The sequence below is a fragment of the Mucilaginibacter pedocola genome (assembly GCF_002013915.1).
Taxonomy (GTDB): Bacteria; Bacteroidota; Bacteroidia; order Sphingobacteriales; family Sphingobacteriaceae; genus Mucilaginibacter; species Mucilaginibacter pedocola.
The window spans coordinates 23475-41989 of the sequence record NZ_MBTF01000036.1; the positions used below are offsets into that span (position 1 = coordinate 23475).

The following is an 18515-nucleotide window of genomic DNA, read 5'->3' on the forward strand; positions in this document are numbered from 1 at the left end:
AATGAGCAACACAAAATTTATATTAGGCCTATTTGATGATCCCGATGAAATGATGCACGGGATAGAGAAGCTGCAAAAAAATAGCATCCCTATTTACGATGTATATACGCCAATGCCTATTCACGGTATCGAGGCTAAATTGGGCATAAAAGATTCGAGGTTGGGTTACGCTGCATTTTGCTTCGGTTGCCTTGGTGCTTCGGTTATCTTCAGCATTGTTTATTATACTTTGGTACACGATTGGCCAATGAACGTAGGCGGTAAGCCAAATTTCGCTATGCCTAACTTTGTACCATTTACCTTCGAGTGGACCATCCTGTTCACAGCCTTTGGTATGACGCTTACCTTCTTTGCCGCTACTCACCTTTTCCCGGGCCGTGCGCCAAGGGTAATGGACCTGCGTGCAACCGACGACCGTTTTATTATAGCTGTTGATGCGAAAGGTAACGTACCTCACGAGGATATCACTAATTTATTAAAAGAAGCAGGCGCTGTAGAAATAAAGCATAACAAGAGAAAATATGTTAGCTATGAATAAGATCAAAATATTGGGCACAACAGCTATCGTTATTGCTGCATCTATTGTAGCAACATCGTGCAAAGATAGGCGCAGCACAGGCTGGGAATATGCTCCCAATATGTACGAACATACCGCATACGACCCCGACCAACCAAACTCGCAATTTAAAGACGGCAAAACTGCACAGGTTCCGCCGGCAGGTACTATACCGGTGGGTTTCAAAAAATTCGATTACCCTAACACACGTGAAGGTTACGATAAAGCCAGCCTGGAAGTAGCCAGCCTGATAGCCCAAACACCAAAGCATTTAGCTGAAGGTAAAGTGTTGTTCACTACTTTTTGCTCGCCATGCCACGGTACTACCGGCGAAGGCGATGGTTTGGTTGTAAAACATGGTTACCCGGCTCCGCCTTCGTATTCTAAAGGGCAATCATCGCGCGGTGGTGCTATGAAAGACCTTACCGACGGTAAAATTTATCACACTATCACCTACGGTGTAAACTCAATGGGTTCGTACGCATCGCAAATTGCGCCTGAAGACCGCTGGAAAATAGTGATGTATGTTCACCAATTACAAAAATTATAAGATCATTATTAATGAAGACTCATAATAGTTTCGAAGAGACATTTAAATTTGAAGGCAGTGCCAAAACATGGAGTTTGGCTGCGCTTGCAGTTGGTGTTATTGCAGTGGCCATTGGCTTTGCAACCGGCCACGTTGCGCAAACCTTCAGCAACCTATTATTGATGTCGTACTACTTTGTGTGCGTATGTATAGCGGGCGTTTTCTTTTTAGCCTACCAATACGTAGCGCAGGCAGGTTGGTCTGCATCGCTTATCAGGGTTCCGCAGGCATTTGCAAAAGTACTCCCTATAGCAAGTTTGGTATTGATACTGGTAGTTACTGCCGGTTTGTTTACCACCCACGAGGTACACGAGCATGGTAAAACCGAGGTTGAGCCATACCTTTATGCACACTGGGCTACTCATGGCCTTACCGACCCTAAAGCAGAAAACTACGATAAAATTATCGACGGTAAATCGGGTTTCCTTAACCTGAAATTCTTCTACGGTATGTTGGTTGTGTTTTTGGCAGCTTATAGCTACTTCGGCTACGCGCTAACCAAAGCATCTAACGACGAAGATACCGAAGGCGGTATGCGTAACTACAACAAAAGCTTTGCTTTAGCTTGTACTTTCCTTGTAATTTTCGGTTTCACCTTCCCGATATTTGCGTTCGGTACCATCATGTCTTTAGAGGCACACTGGTTCTCTACCATGTTCGGTTGGTATAACTTAGCTGCGATGCACGTAAGCGGTGTTGCGGTAATCACACTTGTAATTATCCTTTTGCGTAAAAAAGGTTACATGGGCTGGTTATCTGAAAACCACCTGCACGATTTGGGTAAGATCATCTTTGGTTTCTCTATCTTCTGGACTTACGTTTGGTTCGCACAGTTCTTCCTGACCTGGTACGCCAACATTCCTGAGGAATCGGTTTATTTCTATATCCGTTGGGAGCCTGAGTACAAATTCTGGTTCTGGTTAAACATCGTAATGAACTTCTTGTCGCCATTGCTATTGTTAATGTCGCGCGATGCGAAACGTATGACTAACCGCCTGATGTGGGTTTGTATATTGCTTATTGCAGGCCACTGGTTAGATTATTACATCATGATTATGCCGGGTACTGTAAAAGAGCACAGAGAATTTGGTTTTGCTGAAGTAGGTTCGTTCCTGGCATTTGGCGGCTTGTTTACTTTCCTGATGCTTACGCAGTTAAGCAAGTTTACATCGCTTATACCTAAAAAACATCCGTTCTTGCAAGAGAGCCTGCATCATCACATTTAATAATTGTTATTTTTGCACCAAAATACAGCATTCATATAAAGCCAATAAAATGGGATTCAAAAGTTTAATTAGTTCTAAAAAAATGCTTTCGCTTGTAGCTGCGTTCCTGCTGTTGGGTACCAACCTGCTTATGGCACAAGAGGCGCCTGCTGCGGCAGCTGCCACCGGCGATGCAGCTACCCCAAGTGTTTGGCTTGGCCCCGCATATTATATCTTACTATTTGCTGTGGTATGTTTTGCCATTGGCATTGTAGGCAAAATATTACGTGTATACGATCTTAGCCAGCAAATACAAGGTAAAAAGCCTATTAACTGGCATAATGTAATGGGCGTTTTATGCCTTATATTCCTGGTAGCGGGTATGTATGGTGCATACTGGTCGTTTACTGTACACGGTTCAATGATATTGCCTGGCGCAGCATCGGTACACGGTAAAAAGATCGACCAGATGTTCTGGACAACTACGGTACTTACCATGATCGTGTTTGTTATAACCCAGATATTACTGTTCACTTTCTTGTTCCGTTACCGTTACAATGCAAAACGCCGTGCACACTTCCTGCCACACGATAACACTATCGAGAAAGTTTGGACCATTGCACCGGCTATCGTATTAACCATTTTGGTGATATTCGGTTTCTTCACTTGGCAGCAAATTACCAATACGGTTGATGCCAAAGGCGAAACTGCTTCTATAGATGTTGATATTACAGGCCACCAGTTTGCATGGGAATTACGTTACCCGGGTACAGATGGTAAATTGGGTAAAACCAATTACAAACTGGTAACCGGTACTAATAAACTGGGTTTAGATTTCGCAGTTGATAAAAACACTTACGACGATTTGCAGGCCGATACCATGGTATTGCCGGTAAACAAATCTATCAGATTAAATATCCACGCACAAGACGTTATCCATAGCGTTTACATGCCACACTTCCGCGTTCAGCTTAACGCTGTACCGGGCTTGCCAACCTATTTTAAATTTACGCCAACTGTTACTACCGCAGAAATGCGCCGCCAGGAAGGCGACCCAACCTTCGAATACCTGGTTTATTGCAATAAAATTTGCGGTGGTGCCCACTACAACATGAAAAAAGTTGTACGTATTGTATCAGAGGCCGAATACCAGGCATGGTTAGCAACACAGAAACCTTACATGACCGACCAGGTTAAAAAGGATCTGAAATTTGCCGAAACAAAACCGGCCGCAAAAGAAAACAGGTTAGCGTTAAACAATTAATTCAAAAAGATTAGCGAGTATGTCAACATTAGCAGTTCACGATCACGAAGTAGCACACCACGACGAAGATCACGGACACCACCATCACGATACGTTCCTGTCGAAGTACATCTTCAGCCAGGACCACAAAATGATTGCCAAGCAATTCCTGGTAACAGGTATTACTATGGCGGTTATCGCGATGATTCTTTCTATCCTGTTCAGGATCCAATTAGCTTATCCTGATAAAGCATTCCCTTTATTAGAAACTTTACTGGGCCGTTTTGCTCCCGGTGGCCGTTTAGATGCCAACTTCTATTTGGCACTGGTTACCATTCACGGTACCATCATGGTATTCTTCGTACTAACTGCGGGCCTTAGCGGTACCTTTAGTAACTTGCTTATTCCATTGCAGGTTGGTGCGCGCGATATGGCATCGCCGTTTATGAACATGTTATCGTACTGGTTCTTCTTTTTGGCCAGTGTTATAATGCTTTCGTCGTTCCTGGTACAAAAAGGCCCTGCAAGCGGTGGCTGGACCATCTACCCGCCACTATCGGCTATGCCAAAAGCAATGCCCGGTTCAGAAATGGGTATGACTTTGTGGCTCATCAGTATGGTGCTTTTCATTGCATCATCATTAATGGGTGCTATTAACTATGTAAGTACTGTACTTAACATGCGCACCAAGGGTATGGACCTTTGGAAAATGCCTCTAACTATCTGGGCGTTCTTCCTTACCGCTATCCTCGGTATCCTGGCCTTCCCGGTTCTGGTTGCGGGTGTTGTACTTTTAATATTCGACCGTAGCTTCGGTACAAGCTTCTACCTTTCAGAAATTGTTTTGGGTGGTAGCAGCGTTCAACCTTTCGAAGGTGGTAGCCCTATCCTGTTCCAGCACTTGTTCTGGTTCCTGGGTCACCCTGAGGTGTACATCGTAATTATGCCTGCGATGGGTATATCGTCGGAGGTTATGTCGGTAAACTCACGTAAACCTATCTTCGGTTACCACGCCATGGTTTACTCGCTTATCGGTATCACCGTTCTTTCGTTCATTGTTTGGGGCCACCACATGTTTGTTACGGGTATGAACCCGTTCCTGGGCGGTGTGTTCATGATCACTACATTGATTATTGCGGTGCCATCGGCGGTAAAAACATTCAACTGGCTGGCAACATTATGGCGCGGTAATATCCGTTTCAGCGCAGCTATGTTGTTCGCTATCGGTATGGTGTCGTTCTTCATCTCCGGTGGTTTAACAGGTATATTCCTGGGTAACGCTACTTTGGATATCAACCTGCACGATACTTACTTCGTGGTAGCTCACTTCCACTTGGTAATGGGTTCGGCAGCTATATTTGGTATGTTGGCCGGTGTTTACCACTGGTTCCCTAAAATGTACGGCCGTATGATGAACGAGCGTTTGGGTTACCTGCACTTCTGGATCACCTTTATTGGTGCTTACCTGGTGTTCTTCCCAATGCACTTTATGGGCTTAGATGGTGTGCCTCGCCGTTACTACGCTTTCACCGAGTTCGAATCGATGAAACGCTGGTTATCTGTTAACACCTTTGTAACCTGGGCAGCTATTATGGCGGCCGTAGCACAATTTGCATTCCTGTTCAACTTCATTTACTCTATATTCTGGGGTAAAAAAGCAACTCAAAACCCTTGGGAAGCAAATACAATGGAGTGGACAGCACCTGTAGAGCACATCCACGGCAACTGGCCTGGCGAAATACCAACCGTTTACCGTTGGCCATATGATTACAGCAAGCCTGGTGCCGATGAGGATTACATCCCTCAAACAGTACCGTTGTCGCAAACTATGAGCTCTAACTTGCCTCACGATTTTGAAGACAACCCTGCAGGCCTTGAAGCTTATGCTAAATGGGCAGAAGCTCAGAAAAAGAGCGACGAAGTAAAATAACGTTTTATACAGATCTGATCTTTTAGGGGTAACTGTTTCAAGTCCGTAGCCTAAAGTCAGAAGTTCTAAGTCGGAAATTTTAGGACTTAAAACTTTCGGCTTCCAACTTAAGACTTAAAATAGTTACCCTTATTTGTTAGAAATAATTTGAATGGCCAATAACGCACCCGGCAAAGTATTTTTAAAAATAAACCTCTTTACCATCATATCACTATTTGTAGTGATACTGGCAGGTGGAGTAGTGCGCAGCTCGGGTTCGGGAATGGGATGCCCCGACTGGCCTAAATGTTTCGGCAGGGTTATACCGCCGACAGATGCATCGGAGTTGCCGCCAAACTACAAACAAATGTATGTAGAGAAGCGCGTGGCCAAGAACCTCAAATTTGCAAAAATGCTTGATGTTTTTGGTTATGAACAGCTCGCAACACGCATACGTACCGATAAATCGATATTGGTGCCCGAGGAGTTCAATAGCGCCCGTACCTGGACGGAATACGTTAACCGGGTAGTTGGTGTAATAGCCGGTATATTTATGCTATTGAGCGTAGTTTATTCTTTTAAATATTGGAGGCAGAACAAGCTTATAGCTATCCTCAGCATTTTTAATTTAGTGCTGGTGGGTTTCCAGGGGTGGTTGGGCTCTATTGTAGTATCAACCAACCTTGTTGCCTGGATAGTTACGGTACATATGCTATTGGCATTGGCCATATTGGCAGTAGCCATTACAACTTACCATATGGCTAAAGTTAACGGCAGGCCCGCATTACAGGTAAAGCCCTTTGTGGTGGTACTTACCCTGGTTGTATTGGTACTTAGCGTTTTGCAAATAACGTTTGGTACCGAAGTGCGCGAGAAGATAGATGCGGTTGCCAACCATTTGGAAGGTAGCTACCGCAATAGCTGGGTAAGCCGTGCCGGCGAGGTATTTAGCCAGCACCGCGATATGGCGGTAATTGTATTGATATTGAACATTGTGCTTTACGCATTAATAAGGAAGACTTTTAACAGGCATTCGATGCAGCAGCAGCTAATGAGCTTTACGTTTTTGATGCTGATGCTGCAAATAGTGACCGGTATAGTATTAAGTTATTCGAGCCTGCCGCCTTATGCGCAGGCAACACATATAGTATTAGCGAGTTTAGTTTTTGGCGCGCAGTTTTACCTGTTGCTTAATTTGTTTAAGTCGGTAAGTGTGCAGGGGGCGGGAAGATGAAGATGAGTGATTTTAATAAACTGATCAAGTTAAGGCTTACCTTTTTGGTGACCTTTTCGGCATCTATATCTTTCATCATAGCCGTAAAAGCCAACACCAATGCCACCTGGGGTACGCTGTATAGCACCACCATGTGGATCAACTGGGTGAAACTGGTTATAGGTGGCTTTTTGGTAACATCGGCAGCCAACTGCTTCAACGAAGTAATTGAGGTGGATACCGATAAGCTAATGAAGCGTACGATGGACAGGCCTATGCCTGCCGGGCGTATGGCAACCGGCCAGGGCTTGGTGCTGGGTTTAGGGATGGGTATACTGGGCACCTATTTGTTAGGCAGCCTGAATATATTAACCGGCCTACTTTCGGTATTCTCGATAGTGTTGTACGCTTTTGTTTATACCCCTTTAAAAAAGAAATCGCCTATTGCGGTTTTTGTGGGAGCAATACCGGGCGCATTACCCGCTTTAATAGGCTACGTAGCCGGGCAGCCACATGGCAGGATAGACGAGATAGCGCTGATATTGTTTGGAATACAGTTCGTGTGGCAGTTTGTGCATTTTTGGGCCATTGCCTGGGTGCTTGATGATGATTATAAGTTGGCCGGCTTCAGGCTGTTGCCAACGGGTAAACGCGACCTGCCGAGCGCGGTTATAACGTTCATATTCGCGATAATAATGCTGCCGGTAAGCTTACTGCCAACTATTTACGGTTACGGTGGTTACTATGTAGGCGGGGTATCATTAGCCATGAGCCTGCTGTTTTTATACCAGGCATACGGCCTGCTGCGTACGCTCGACGTTCCTGCGGCACGTAAGCTAATGTTTGGCTCTTTTTATTATTTGCCGGTAGTGCAATTAATGTTTTTGTTTGATTTTATAGGAAAGTAAGATGATGGCTAAGATAGAACAGGAAGATAAATACCAGTTTGCGCCAAAAAAATTCAACATGTGGGTTTTCGTATTCACATCGTTCATGTTTTTTGCAGCGCTAACCAGCGGGTTTATCGTATACGCCGGCGGCCATGGCACCGGTATGGACATGAAGTTGCCCGCCATTTTTACCTACAGTACCGTTGTTATTGTATTAAGCAGCATAAGCATGTTTATGGCATCGCGCGCGGCACGCCAGGTACAATTAGGGCAACAACGGTTGTTTTTGATTATAACCATTGCTTTAGGCGTAGCATTTTTTGCGCTGCAAACCTATGCATGGTTAATACTGCTGCCCGGTATGGGCGTTTATTTCAGCAATCCTAATGCATCGCAATCATTTGTGTATGTATTTATATGGATGCACTTATTACACATTTTAGCAGGTGTGTTATTACTGGCCAATACCTTGTGGGGAAGCTACAAGGAAAGGCCCCAGGCAAAGAATTTATTCGGAATGCAGATGTCCTCTATATTTTGGCATTTTGTCGATATTATATGGATTTATCTGTATGTTTTTTTACTTTTGAACCAATATTAACAAACACATGAGTGCACAAGTATCACCTATTGATGAAGTAAAAACCACGCCATGGTCGGGAGGCTCGTCGCCTTTCAAAGTAGAGTATGGCAAAATGATGATGTGGTTTTTCCTCCTGTCGGATGCGTTTACCTTCTCTTCTCTTTTGATCGCCTATGGCGCATTACGTTTCAGCTCTGACGCATGGCCCGCACCTGATTTGGTATTCCAATCGGTACCCGGTATGACGGATAGCGGCGCACCACTGGTGTTTGTAGGTTTAATGACGTTTATCCTCATCCTAAGTTCGGTAACTATGGTGTTGGCGGTAGAGGCCGGCCACCGTATGGCTCGTAAAGAAGTACTGTGGTGGATGGTAGCTACAATTATTGGTGGTTTCACCTTCCTGGGTTGCCAGGCATTAGAGTGGACTCACCTGCACCACGAAGGTTTTTGGTGGGGCAGCATTCCGCACATGGAAGAGTTGAAGCACCTGTTTAAAGAAGGCCCGGAAGCAAGCTATACTGTATACGCACAGCAATTTGCTAACCTGTTCTTCACTATCACTGGTTTCCACGGTTTCCACGTATTCAGCGGTGTTGTTATCAATATCATCATCACAGTTAACGTGTTAGCCGGTACTTACGAGAAACGTGGTAGCTATTTAATGGTTGAAAAAGTTGGCCTTTACTGGCACTTTGTAGACCTTGTATGGGTGTTTGTATTCACCTTCTTCTATTTAGTATAAAAATTTAAACTGATCAATATCATGTCATCAGAACATAACGAAGCACACGCAGCCCACGGCGAACACGAAGGAATGACCAAGAAAAAGATCATCCAGGTGTTTTTGATCTTACTTGGTATCACCGTAGTTGAGTTCATCATCGCGCTTGCATTAGTGCCTAAAAATATTGTACCGCTGCATTTAGCGAATCCTATCTACATTATATTAACCTTGCTTAAGGCATTTTATATAGTTGCATTTTTTATGCACCTTAAGTTTGAGAAAGTTGGTTTGATGTTATCTATCATCGTACCTATTTTGTTCATCATCGGGTTAATATTGGTGCTTACCAACGAAAGCCACTACTGGGTAGAGTTGTTGCGCCCCGTTAAGTCGTAATGCGCAAGGCAAGCCTTCTAAAAAAAATAACGATCCTGGTAATGATATTGGCATTACCGGGATTTTTATATTATTTACTAACCGCTAAAGGTAAAAACCGATACAAGCCGCTGGCTTTTTACGGTAGTAAAACGGTGGCTAAAACCAGCCATAAAGTGCACGGTAAGGTTATACCCGATACCATTTACCATACTATTGGCGATTTTACCTTTACCGACCAGAACGGCAAACCGGTAAACGCAAAAAGCTTCGACAAGAAGGTATTGGTTGTTGCCCTGTTTTACACCCGCTGCCCCGAAGTTTGCACCACTGTGAATAGCTTTATGGATAGCCTTGATGTAAATTACCGTAAGAATAAGATGGTGCAATTCGCCTCCATTACGGTGGATCCTGATCATGACACACCGCCGGTTTTAAAGGCCTATGCCGATAAATTTAAGCCGAGCGATAAATGGTTGTTTTTGCGTGGCGATACTACTACCACCTATAACCTTGCCCGCAACGGCTTATTGGTAAATGCGCTGAAAACAGGCGAAGGCAATTATATTTTGGATGACAAGCTGATACTGATAGATGGCGAAAGGCGCGTTCGAGGCTATTACTCGGGCAGCACCCGTGCCGACGTAATGAAGCTGAACGACGAAATAAAAGTGCAGATAGCCGAAGAACTACGGAAAGTAGATAAGGCGCTTTATTAGACACGAGAAGTCTGCGGAGTGTATCAAGGGACTTGCTAACTATATATATGATCTTGACTCTTGCGTCTTGATTCTTGACTCTAACATAACATGACTGATAAATTCATATTCCGTTTTGTTGCCGGCGTTACCGTTTTTGTAATAGCCGTTGTGATTCTGCTTAACCGCCACATTATACCGGGCCCTGCAACACCACCCTCGTTCACGCCATACTTGCCTATGCTGAATGCGATATTAAACGGTACATGCAGCATATTGCTGTTGGTATCGCTTAGCGTTATCAAAAAAGGCAACGTTGCCCTGCATAAAAGGCTTAACATTTTAACGTTTTGCCTTTCGTCGCTCTTTTTGGTGTCGTACATCTTGTTCCATTACCTGATGCAGCACGATACACCTTATGGCGATGTAAACGGCGACTTTATTGCTTCTCCAGAGGAGAAAACAGCAGCGGGTGGTTTACGTACCTTATACCTTGCTATACTTGTTCCGCACATAATATTAGCGGCAGGCGTATTGCCTTTGGTTTTGCTGAGCTTTAACTCGGGTTTGCAAATGCAGGTGGCCAAACACAAGAAATTAGTAAAATGGACGTTCCCTATATGGTTATTCGTTACGGTATCGGGCGTTGTTGTATATTTGATGATTAAACCCTACTACCACTTTTAACAGGTAAACACATGAAAAAATTAAGCTATTTATTCTTCGTACTCATGTTTGGTTTAATGGTATTGGGCACCGTGCCTGCCAAAGCGCAGTGTGCTATGTGTACCGCTACGGTAGAATCGAGCAATAAGAGCGGTAATCATGCTACCAAAGGCCTCAATGCGGGTATTATGTATTTGCTGGCCGCGCCTTACCTGGCAGTTGCCGCCTGTGGCTTTATATGGTACAAAAGTTATCGCCGCAAAAACGTTGCACTTAATGTGCCTAACGAAAAGTTCAACTTAAATTAAAATTGCCCCAACCAAAGGGTAAAATTAGTTTTGCGGAATGATACAGCCCCAAACGCTTACATTTTTAAAAGAACTTGTAGATAATAACAACCGCGAATGGTTCCAGGCCAATAAGGAGCGCTACGATACCGCACGCGAGAATCTGATTGCTTTAACCACTTCGCTTATTGGCAAGGTGCATAAGGTGGACCCCGAGGTTAGCCCCGACCTTGACCCCAAAAAATGCGTGATGCGTATTTACCGCGACATCCGCTTCAGTAAAAACAAAACGCCTTATAAAAACAACTTCGGTGTAAGCCTTCCTACGCTTGGCCCCAAATTGGGCGGTGCCGAGTATTACCTGCAGATACAGCCGGGCAACAGCTTTATTGCCGGCGGCTACTGGATGCCCGAAACCGAGCACCTGAAAGCCATAAGGCAGGAAATAGATTACAACGCTGCCGAACTGAAAGAAATCATTGATGAGCCCGGCTTTGTAAAGCTGTTTGGCGATTTCAGGGCGCAGGAACAGCTAAAAACCATTCCGCGCGATTACAGCGCCGATAATGAGAACATCGAATTACTCAAGCTGAAAAGCTTTGTGGTGTTTCATAAATTCACCGATAAGGAAGTACAAAGCCCCACATTTGCCGATGATATTGCCGTGCTATGTGCCCGCATATACCCGCTGAATGTTTTCCTGAGACGCGCGATAAGCTAAAACCAACATATATTTTATCATGAAGATCCAATCCCTTTTTGCTGCTGTATGCGTTATGATGGCACTAAATGCCTGCGTGGTATTATCTCCCAAAAAATACAAAGCCCTGTTAGCTCAGCGCGATTCGCTGGCCACGCGTACCACTAATTTAGAAGACGAGCGTACTCGACTGATGAACGATACAGCACGCTTGCATGCCGACATAGCCAAACTAACCGGTAACTACAACGACCTGGATAAGAAGTACGGCGCACTGGATAAAAACTACAATTCGCTTAACTCCAACTACAACGCCAGCAACAGTAAAGTAAGCCAGTTATCTGCCGACCTGCAAAAACGCGAAGCACGTTTGAAAGAAGTAGAAGAAATATTGCGCAAGCGCGATGAAGCAACCAATGCCCTCAAAGAAAAACTACAGAAAGCATTACTTGGCTTCCAACAAAGCGGCTTAAGTGTGGATGTACGCAACGGCAAGGTTTATGTATCCTTAACCGATAAACTGCTCTTTCCTTCGGGCAGTATAGTGATAGATGATAAGGGTAAACAAGCATTGAAATCACTTGCGGCAGTATTGAACAAAGAACCGGATATTAATATTTCGGTAGAGGGGCATACCGACGATAAGAAAGTAAAGAACCTTGGGCAGATAAAAGATAACTGGGACCTGAGCGTACTCCGTTCAACATCGGTAACACGTTACCTAACCGAAGTAGAAATGGTAGACCCGCACAGGCTTACCGCTACCGGCAAAGGCGAGTTCCAGCCGATAGATGCAGGTACCACCGCCGAGGCCCTATCCAAAAACCGCCGTATAGAAATTGTGTTGACGCCGAAATTGGATGAATTGTATAATTTGATAACCAAATAGGCTTTATTTTAACCGCAAAGTGCGCAAAGTTTTCGCAAAGAAACGCAAAGGCTTAAAAACGCAATTGAATGAAGCACTATACCAACTTTATTAACAAAGGGCGCAAAACAAAAACTTTGCGCCCTTTGCGTTTTTTCTTTGCGCCCTTTGCGGTAAAATAGCCACCATCATAACCGAGGCAACCTAACCTCCAAACCAACCGTAACGCTAATACAGCCTTACGATATTGGTACAAATTTTAAAAAGCATATCCCGCATACTGTTCCCCCACGAGAAACGCAGGCTGGCGTGGCTTGTTGCATTTGATGTGTTTACCACTTTACTGGATATCGCCTTTTTGAGCGCGCTGGTACTCTTGGTTAATTACTACACCGGTACAGCCCCCAATGGCAGCAAAGCATGGCTCACACAAATGCTTGCCGGTAAAGAGCCCTTGTTGCTGATGGGGGTGTTCTTACTACTCTTTGCCGCGAAGAATGCCTTCGGCTTTTGGGTTCAAAAAAAACAGCATCATTTTTTTTACGGCGTGGCTTCACGTTTGTCGGAGAGGAATATACTGCAATACCTGCGCGATGGATATGGCCGATTTGTGCATACCGATTCATCAGTAGAGATGCGGCGCATCAGCAACCAGCCTATCGAGTTTAGCCATCATATACTTACCGGTTTACAGCAAATGGTATCGCAAGGGTTATTGGTTGCCTTTACCCTTACGGTCTTGTTGCTTTACCATCCAGCCCTTGTGCTGGCTTTAACATTGCTGTTACTGCCGCCGTCTTTAGCTTTGCATTACTTTAGCCGTCGAAAGTTAACTGCGTTGAAACAGCAGATAAAAGCAACCAACGCAAAGGTTATCCAACATCTTAACGAATCGTTGGCGGGTTACGTGGAAAGCAATATTTACGATGGCGAAGGCTTTTTCAGCAGACGTTACCTGCGTTATCAGCAAGGGCTGAATAATACCCTGGCCTCGCAGCAAACCTGGCAAGCACTACCCGCACGCGCCATGGAAGTTTTTGCCGTTGCGGGTATTTTAATGTTGGTCGTATTAAGTAAGAGCAATGGCCCCGTAGCGGGGATGGATATGCTAACCATTGGTGTATTTATGGCCGCCGCTTACAAAGTGATGCCGGCTTTGGTGAAAATGATGAACAGCGCAGGGCAGATAAAAACCTACGAGTTTATATTGGATAGCCTTATGCCTAACAAAGAACTGAATACATCTCCCAAGGCTACCATCAACGAAATAGACAATATTGAGTTTAAAGATGTAGTTTTTAGCTACCCCCAACGCCGGGTGTTGGAAGGCTTATCGTTTGAACTAAGTAAGGGAGATCTGTTGGGGTTATCCGCCGTTTCGGGAAAGGGGAAAACTACCATCATCAATTTATTGCTTGGCTTTTTAGAGGTGGAGGATGGCAACATTAGTATCAACCATAAACCAACTGCATTTGCAGATAGGGCGGCTTATCGCAGCCATATCTCTTTAGTAAAGCAGCAGCCTTTCTTTATTCATAATACCCTAATAAAGAATATCACGCTGAGCGATGATGAACCCGATCGGCCGCGGTTGCAATACGCGCTACAGTTTTGCGGGTTGGATAAAGTGCTTACCCAATATCCTGATGGCATAAACCAACTGATTACCGAGAACGGCAAAAACATCAGCGGAGGGCAACGGCAACGGCTGGCACTTGCACGCGCCATATACCACGATTTTGACCTGCTGATACTCGACGAACCCTTCAGCGAAATGGATAGCGATGCCGAGCAGGAAATATTGCTACGGCTGGCTGAACTGGTGGCCGGAGGAAAGATAGTGATACTGATAACCCACAACAAAGCAAGCCTTGCATTTTGTACTAAAGTGCTGAATTTAACCGAAGCTTATGCCTGATACGCTCGTCATCATCAGCCCCGCTTTCCCTGCGCACGAAGGAGATGGCTTTATTCCGCAGCAGCAGGTTTTTGTGCGGACGCTGAAGCAAACCTACCCCGAACTGCATCTGATCGTACTTGCCCTGCAATATCCTGCGGAGGCGAAAAGCTATACATGGCATGGTGTAGAGATAATTGCATTTGGCGGAAAGGGTAGGGGGAGGTTGCACCGGGTCATGACCTGGCTTAAGGCCTGGCGCGTGCTACAAAAATTATATAAGCAGCATCAACTTATTGGCATCCTTAGTTTTTGGCTGGGCGAAGCATCGTTCGTTGGTAGTATGTTCGCAAAGTGGAAAGGGTTAAAACATTACGCTTGGCTGTTGGGGCAAGATGCAAAAGCAGGAAACAAGTATGCCCGTTGGATAAAACCTAAGAGCGATGAATTGATAGCGATATCCGACTTTGTGATGGGCCGGTATTTTGATAATTACGGTATTCGCCCTGCGCATGTGATCCCTGTGGGGGTGGAGCCTGCAGCGTTAAGTGTTGATCAGTTGAGGGATATTGATATTTTAGGTGCTGGTTCGCTGATACCGTTGAAGCGCTATCACCTGTTTGTAAAGCTGATCTTCGAGCTGACGAAAAGCAAGCCCGGCATAAAAGCCACACTTTGCGGTGGAGGCCCGGAGTTGAAGGCACTACAAGAAATGATAGCTAACCTCGGGCTTGAAGATAATTTAACCTTGGTGGGCGAGATACCCCACTGGCAGGTATTAGCCCTGATGCAGCGCACGAAAGTATTCGTCCACCCGTCCGAATACGAGGGCTTCAGTACCGTTTGCCTCGAAGCCATTTATGCAGGTTGCTGTGTGGTTAGTTATATCCGCCCCATGAACCATGATATCGCCAATTGGCATATCATCAACAGCGAGGTAGAATTAGAGCGAACGGTGCAAGGCCTATCGGAGCAATCTCCCGCACAAGGCCCGAATATGCTGCCATACCCCGTTGCCGATAATGTAAAGGCAATGATGGTGCTATTCGGCTACAACGAATAAGCGATCTCCGCCATACATTTGGCTATGGCGTCGAAAGATAAATGCGATTTGAAGTAGGCCAACGACTTCTGCCTTTTTTCTGTAATGTCGATATTATCGGTTTGCAGCAATGTTTCCAGCAGGGCCTGTTCATCTCCCGGAGGGTACAGCATCCCGCAATCACCGTTATTGGTAATCATCCTGAAAGAAAGAATATCGGTAACAATGGGTACACACCCGCAGGACATAGCCTCGCAGACCGAAGCACCGCTCCCCTCGTAATGCGAACCCGAAAGGATGAAGTCGGCACTATTGAGCCAGTACAACAACTCAGCATGGGGGACTTTACCGATGAGGGTTACTGAAGGGCCATGTTCGTTTTCGTCAAGCAGGGTTTTTACTTCTTGCAGCAATTCTTCGGTATGGTAAAGCATATACAAGCGCGCATCGGGGTGCTTGGCCGCGTATTTTAAAAATGCCCTAAGTACGCAAAGCGGATCTTTATTGGCATTCAGCCTGCCCACCCATAAAAACACAGGGTTGCCGTCAGCACCTGTTCTTTGTCGCGCCTCAGTTTTATCTATCGGATAAAAAACAGAGGACACCTCCATAGCCTCATGAATTTTTAAAGGCGATGACAGGCTGCCGGCTTTCACCCAGTCCAGCCCCATAGCGTAGGAGGCGAACAGGTAAGCATCGGTGCAGCGGGAAGCCAGTCTTTGCAGGTGCTTTTTTATTCCATTTGCAGGTTTCTCGGCGTGGTTTTGCACCATTATTTTTACCCGCCTGCCCAGCATCAACCGCAGCAGTATCACCTGAAAAGGGAAGTTGAGGCTGTGGATAACCACTACATCAGGCCGTAGCTGTTTAATGTACCGGTTCAGTTTCTGGGGGAAGTAGCGCAGCGCAAGCCGGGGGTATCGACGAAAATGATAGTCGACGCCATTGCTGAACTGCCGCCCCTGGTAATTGATCTGTTCTATGCTGATCACCTCGTTATGGCGGGCCAACGCCTGCAGTATACCGGTGTAGGCATTGGTGCGCTGCAGCCAGGCATCGGGGCTATCAAAATCATTTGAGTAATGCACGTAACCGGCAAAAACAAATCTCATGCAGGGGGGCTTTAAAAAATATCTATATCGGCAAAGGTAAAGTCGAACTGCTGCGGCGCAATACCCGCGCCAAGATCTTTGATACCAATGGTGAACGAAAGTAATGGTGAGGCATATTTTTTCAGTAGAGGATAACTTTGGCTTTTTGTTGTAACCTGCCACTGTATTTGCTGTAAACCAAGTTTAGTGCATAGTTTTATCAATTGTTGAACCGTAGCGTCAACGTCACCGGTCGGGCCAAGCATATCGCCAACCTGCATGCCGTTTTGTATTTTGAACCAAACCCAAGTTCGCCCGAACTGCATGGCATAGGTAGGCGTGTAGGTTTTGTAGGCTAAAAAGTCCTCGTCGCGGTAAAGCCCTGCGTATCCATTGGCTAATACCGAATTGGCTATCCCGCTTCGTTGTGCCTTTGCCAGCCGCAGGTTTACATACCATTTATACAACGGCGATAAAAAGCTGAGTTTGGCGGCGAGTTTTTCGAGCGGCATTGTTTTAACCGGTAGGGCAAAGCGCTCTAATTGGCCTGCTGCCTGCCAGCCCAGTTTATTCATAAAACCCGGCAACGAGTTTTGGTTGGGGAAACCGAACACCAGGCGAATGCCCTCCTTTCGGCACAAACTATAGGTAAGCTCGGCAAGGGCTACAAAAAGCCCCTGGTTGCGGTGCCCGGGGTGAGTCATGGTATCTGCCGATTGTGCAGCTAGTATCAACCGCCCCTCGTGTTCAACAAAGCAAGGCAGCACGGCGTAAAAAGCGGCCGGAAGTCCATCATCGCTGTAGGCCAGGTAGCCTGTGTAACTCACTACGGCAAACGAGGTATTGTATTTTTGCAGGAAGTATTCTTTTGGTGGGAGCTTGTTGTAAACGGCGGCGTACAGGTAATTAAGGCAGTCCAGCTTTTGGGCGCTGAAACGCTCGGCACGGTACCCGCCCGGGAGGGTGATGCTTTCAATAGGCTCCGTTAATGTTTGCATACAGTTGGTTGGTGATAGAGATGAATGGGTTGATGGTGAGGCGCTCTCGGAGAGATACGTCGTTATGATCGGCAGGGTCTTTAATGTCTACAGTTAATAACTGCGTGTAACCGCATTGCTTTGCGGCTGCCGTAACATTGGCGTTATAACTGCCATAGGGGAATGCGATGCTGTTCTCAGCTTTCCCGGTGAGACCTTCAAGGTAATATTTGCAGTCTGCCATTTCCTTGGCAGCATCTGCCGCAGAGATGCCCGCCAGGTCGTTATGGTAGTAGCCATGCGCGCCAATGGTAACAAAGGGCGAGCGCGAAGCCCGCGTAATTTCTTCGGCGCTCATTTGCAGCCAGTAGTCCGTTTCCTGCTTCAGCCTGCGGAAGGGGAGTGTTTTATCCAGCATCCGCAGCAACTCTGCCTTTTGGCCAAAGCCTGTTTGCCTGAGTAAGTTGTTCAGGCTTTGTCCTGCGGTATTGCAGTATTGGCGATGTTTGTTCTTTCGGTAGGTACCACCTTCAAATGTGAAACTCTCAGGGCCATACAAGCCTGCAATGCTCAGCATATCGTTCCACAAAATATCATAGCCGGCAGCGCCAATGCCCGTAACAAAAAAAGTGGCGGGTACCTCATACCGCTCCAGCAAAGGGAGCACGTAATGGTAGTTATTGGCAAAGCCATCATCAAAAGTGAGGCAGATATTGAATTTGTTGTTGCTGAAGTTTTGCTTATAGTAGTCATCCAACGATACCATATTGAAGTACCGCATGTAGTATTGCAAATGTTGTTCGAAAGTTTCTTTGGTGATGAACAGCGAATTGAATTTGGTGGGATGGCTTTGGCAAACGCCATGATAGCAAAGTATGCGTGACCCGCGGGCTCTGGCATAAAAGCGCTTATCGGCACCCGTAAAATGCGAAAGCCCTCCGCGCAGGCGGCGCATTTTTTGGCTGGTTCTGCCGGCTATCTTTTGTAATACATCCATAT

20 protein-coding genes are annotated in these 18515 nt (G+C 45.7%); 17 read left to right on the forward strand and 3 right to left on the reverse strand.

What is annotated here, in order from left to right; translation table 11 throughout:
- Position 1: 1 nt before the first annotated feature.
- From BC343_RS24965 to BC343_RS25045, 17 genes are all read left to right on the forward strand, one after another.
- Positions 2-538, forward strand: a complete 537-nt coding sequence (locus BC343_RS24965) for a DUF3341 domain-containing protein (RefSeq protein ID WP_078350542.1) — start codon at positions 2-4, stop codon at positions 536-538.
- Positions 531-1106: a c-type cytochrome gene (locus BC343_RS24970; protein ID WP_317043659.1), complete on the forward strand. Its 576-nt coding sequence runs from the start codon at positions 531-533 to the stop codon at positions 1104-1106. The genes BC343_RS24965 and BC343_RS24970 overlap by 8 nt, the downstream gene beginning before the upstream one ends.
- 11 nt (positions 1107-1117) lie before the next feature.
- On the forward strand, positions 1118-2371 hold the full coding sequence (locus tag BC343_RS24975) for a quinol:cytochrome C oxidoreductase (protein ID WP_078350544.1): 1254 nt from the start codon (positions 1118-1120) through the stop codon (positions 2369-2371).
- 82 nt (positions 2372-2453) lie between these two features.
- Positions 2454-3614: a cytochrome c oxidase subunit II gene (locus BC343_RS24980; protein ID WP_238381861.1), complete on the forward strand. Its 1161-nt coding sequence runs from the start codon at positions 2454-2456 to the stop codon at positions 3612-3614.
- A 19-nt stretch (positions 3615-3633) separates the two neighbouring features.
- Complete coding sequence (locus tag BC343_RS24985) at positions 3634-5523, forward strand: cytochrome c oxidase subunit I (RefSeq protein WP_078350546.1); 1890 nt, start codon at positions 3634-3636, stop codon at positions 5521-5523.
- A gap of 151 nt (positions 5524-5674) precedes the next feature.
- Positions 5675-6736: a COX15/CtaA family protein gene (locus BC343_RS24990; RefSeq protein WP_078350547.1), complete on the forward strand. Its 1062-nt coding sequence runs from the start codon at positions 5675-5677 to the stop codon at positions 6734-6736.
- Complete coding sequence (gene cyoE / locus BC343_RS24995) at positions 6733-7623, forward strand: heme o synthase (protein ID WP_078350548.1); 891 nt, start codon at positions 6733-6735, stop codon at positions 7621-7623. The genes BC343_RS24990 and cyoE overlap by 4 nt, the downstream gene beginning before the upstream one ends.
- Before the next feature lies 1 nt (position 7624).
- On the forward strand, positions 7625-8206 hold the full coding sequence (locus BC343_RS25000; RefSeq protein WP_238381862.1) for a cytochrome c oxidase subunit 3: 582 nt from the start codon (positions 7625-7627) through the stop codon (positions 8204-8206).
- Between the two features lie 7 nt (positions 8207-8213).
- Positions 8214-8933, forward strand: a complete 720-nt coding sequence (locus BC343_RS25005) for a cytochrome c oxidase subunit 3 (RefSeq protein WP_078350549.1) — start codon at positions 8214-8216, stop codon at positions 8931-8933.
- Positions 8934-8954: 21 nt separating this feature from the next.
- Positions 8955-9311, forward strand: a complete 357-nt coding sequence (locus BC343_RS25010; RefSeq protein WP_078350550.1) for a cytochrome C oxidase subunit IV family protein — start codon at positions 8955-8957, stop codon at positions 9309-9311.
- Between the two features lie 41 nt (positions 9312-9352).
- Positions 9353-10009, forward strand: a complete 657-nt coding sequence (locus BC343_RS25015) for an SCO family protein (RefSeq protein WP_238381863.1) — start codon at positions 9353-9355, stop codon at positions 10007-10009.
- Positions 10010-10099: 90 nt separating this feature from the next.
- Positions 10100-10675, forward strand: coding sequence for a DUF420 domain-containing protein (locus BC343_RS25020; protein ID WP_078350552.1), 576 nt, complete (start codon positions 10100-10102; stop codon positions 10673-10675).
- Between the two features lie 11 nt (positions 10676-10686).
- On the forward strand, positions 10687-10962 hold the full coding sequence (locus BC343_RS25025; RefSeq protein ID WP_078350553.1) for a hypothetical protein: 276 nt from the start codon (positions 10687-10689) through the stop codon (positions 10960-10962).
- Positions 10963-10999: 37 nt separating this feature from the next.
- A complete protein-coding gene (locus BC343_RS25030; RefSeq protein ID WP_078350554.1) occupies positions 11000-11662 on the forward strand; it encodes a DUF2461 domain-containing protein in 663 nt (220 codons plus the stop codon).
- A 19-nt stretch (positions 11663-11681) separates the two neighbouring features.
- Positions 11682-12530: an OmpA/MotB family protein gene (locus tag BC343_RS25035; protein WP_078350555.1), complete on the forward strand. Its 849-nt coding sequence runs from the start codon at positions 11682-11684 to the stop codon at positions 12528-12530.
- A gap of 226 nt (positions 12531-12756) precedes the next feature.
- Positions 12757-14427 carry an ATP-binding cassette domain-containing protein gene (locus BC343_RS25040; protein WP_078350556.1) on the forward strand — a complete coding sequence of 557 codons (1671 nt, stop codon included), beginning with the start codon at positions 12757-12759 and terminating at the stop codon, positions 14425-14427.
- The gene (locus BC343_RS25045) at positions 14420-15469 is read left to right on the forward strand and encodes a glycosyltransferase (RefSeq protein WP_078350557.1); all 1050 of its coding nucleotides are present in this window, start codon (positions 14420-14422) and stop codon (positions 15467-15469) included. Before BC343_RS25040 ends, BC343_RS25045 begins: the two co-directional genes overlap by 8 nt.
- Here BC343_RS25045 and BC343_RS25050 read toward each other — a convergent pair.
- The 3 genes from BC343_RS25050 to BC343_RS25060 are packed head-to-tail and all read right to left on the reverse strand — an operon-like array spanning position 15457 to position 18513.
- Positions 15457-16560, reverse strand: a complete 1104-nt coding sequence (locus BC343_RS25050; RefSeq protein ID WP_078350558.1) for a glycosyltransferase family 4 protein — start codon at positions 16558-16560, stop codon at positions 15457-15459. The genes BC343_RS25045 and BC343_RS25050 overlap by 13 nt on opposite strands.
- Before the next feature lie 11 nt (positions 16561-16571).
- Complete coding sequence (locus BC343_RS25055) at positions 16572-17537, reverse strand: GNAT family N-acetyltransferase (protein WP_078350559.1); 966 nt, start codon at positions 17535-17537, stop codon at positions 16572-16574.
- Positions 17512-18513, reverse strand: a complete 1002-nt coding sequence (locus BC343_RS25060) for a polysaccharide deacetylase family protein (protein WP_078350560.1) — start codon at positions 18511-18513, stop codon at positions 17512-17514. The genes BC343_RS25055 and BC343_RS25060 overlap by 26 nt, the downstream gene beginning before the upstream one ends.
- Positions 18514-18515 lie beyond the last annotated feature (2 nt).

Coding starts and splice junctions, on each gene's coding strand:
- BC343_RS24990 (WP_078350547.1), top strand. CDS start 5,675: ATGGCCAATAACGCACCCGGCAAAGTATTTTTAAAAATAAACCTCTTT.
- BC343_RS25005 (WP_078350549.1), top strand. CDS start 8,214: ATGAGTGCACAAGTATCACCTATTGATGAAGTAAAAACCACGCCATGG.
- BC343_RS24970 (WP_317043659.1), top strand. CDS start 531: ATGAATAAGATCAAAATATTGGGCACAACAGCTATCGTTATTGCTGCA.
- BC343_RS24985 (WP_078350546.1), top strand. CDS start 3,634: ATGTCAACATTAGCAGTTCACGATCACGAAGTAGCACACCACGACGAA.
- BC343_RS25010 (WP_078350550.1), top strand. CDS start 8,955: ATGTCATCAGAACATAACGAAGCACACGCAGCCCACGGCGAACACGAA.
- BC343_RS25055 (WP_078350559.1), bottom strand. CDS start 17,537: ATGCAAACATTAACGGAGCCTATTGAAAGCATCACCCTCCCGGGCGGG.
- BC343_RS25030 (WP_078350554.1), top strand. CDS start 11,000: ATGATACAGCCCCAAACGCTTACATTTTTAAAAGAACTTGTAGATAAT.
- BC343_RS24975 (WP_078350544.1), top strand. CDS start 1,118: ATGAAGACTCATAATAGTTTCGAAGAGACATTTAAATTTGAAGGCAGT.
- BC343_RS24980 (WP_238381861.1), top strand. CDS start 2,454: ATGCTTTCGCTTGTAGCTGCGTTCCTGCTGTTGGGTACCAACCTGCTT.
- BC343_RS25000 (WP_238381862.1), top strand. CDS start 7,625: ATGATGGCTAAGATAGAACAGGAAGATAAATACCAGTTTGCGCCAAAA.
- BC343_RS25060 (WP_078350560.1), bottom strand. CDS start 18,513: ATGGATGTATTACAAAAGATAGCCGGCAGAACCAGCCAAAAAATGCGC.
- BC343_RS25045 (WP_078350557.1), top strand. CDS start 14,420: ATGCCTGATACGCTCGTCATCATCAGCCCCGCTTTCCCTGCGCACGAA.
- BC343_RS25025 (WP_078350553.1), top strand. CDS start 10,687: ATGAAAAAATTAAGCTATTTATTCTTCGTACTCATGTTTGGTTTAATG.
- BC343_RS25015 (WP_238381863.1), top strand. CDS start 9,353: ATGATATTGGCATTACCGGGATTTTTATATTATTTACTAACCGCTAAA.
- BC343_RS25035 (WP_078350555.1), top strand. CDS start 11,682: ATGAAGATCCAATCCCTTTTTGCTGCTGTATGCGTTATGATGGCACTA.
- BC343_RS25050 (WP_078350558.1), bottom strand. CDS start 16,560: ATGAGATTTGTTTTTGCCGGTTACGTGCATTACTCAAATGATTTTGAT.
- BC343_RS24965 (WP_078350542.1), top strand. CDS start 2: ATGAGCAACACAAAATTTATATTAGGCCTATTTGATGATCCCGATGAA.
- cyoE (WP_078350548.1), top strand. CDS start 6,733: ATGAAGATGAGTGATTTTAATAAACTGATCAAGTTAAGGCTTACCTTT.
- BC343_RS25020 (WP_078350552.1), top strand. CDS start 10,100: ATGACTGATAAATTCATATTCCGTTTTGTTGCCGGCGTTACCGTTTTT.